Here is a 310-nt window from a genome sequence, read left to right as displayed (position 1 = left end):
TGCGGGAATAGCTCAGTTGGTAGAGCACGACCTTGCCAAGGTCGGGGTCGCGAGTTCGAGTCTCGTTTCCCGCTCCAAAATTTGAAAGTGCTTGTTAAGCACAGACCACCAATCGCAGGATTTCGAATTGCGACAAGGCGGCAACTGAATGAGACTCAGGAGCTTACTGAAGTGAGTGACTCAGGCGAATGAAGGCAGCCAACGCAGTAGCGGTTCGAAAGACGAAGATTATGCGGGAATAGCTCAGTTGGTAGAGCACGACCTTGCCAAGGTCGGGGTCGCGAGTTCGAGTCTCGTTTCCCGCTCCAAA

Annotated in this window: 2 tRNA genes; both read left to right on the top strand. The window is 53.2% G+C overall.

The features are described 5' to 3' along the window. The first annotated feature begins 1 nt into the window (after position 1). A tRNA-Gly gene (locus tag OGV80_RS02830) sits at positions 2-77 on the top strand. A 155-nt stretch (positions 78-232) separates the two neighbouring features. Continuing rightward, positions 233-308, top strand: a tRNA-Gly gene (locus tag OGV80_RS02825). Positions 309-310: the final 2 nt, after the last annotated feature.

The organism is Citrobacter sp. Ce119 (assembly GCF_030334525.1).
GTDB classification, from domain to species: Bacteria; Pseudomonadota; Gammaproteobacteria; order Enterobacterales; family Enterobacteriaceae; genus Citrobacter; species Citrobacter europaeus.
This window is presented reverse-complemented; position numbering and strand designations above follow the sequence as displayed.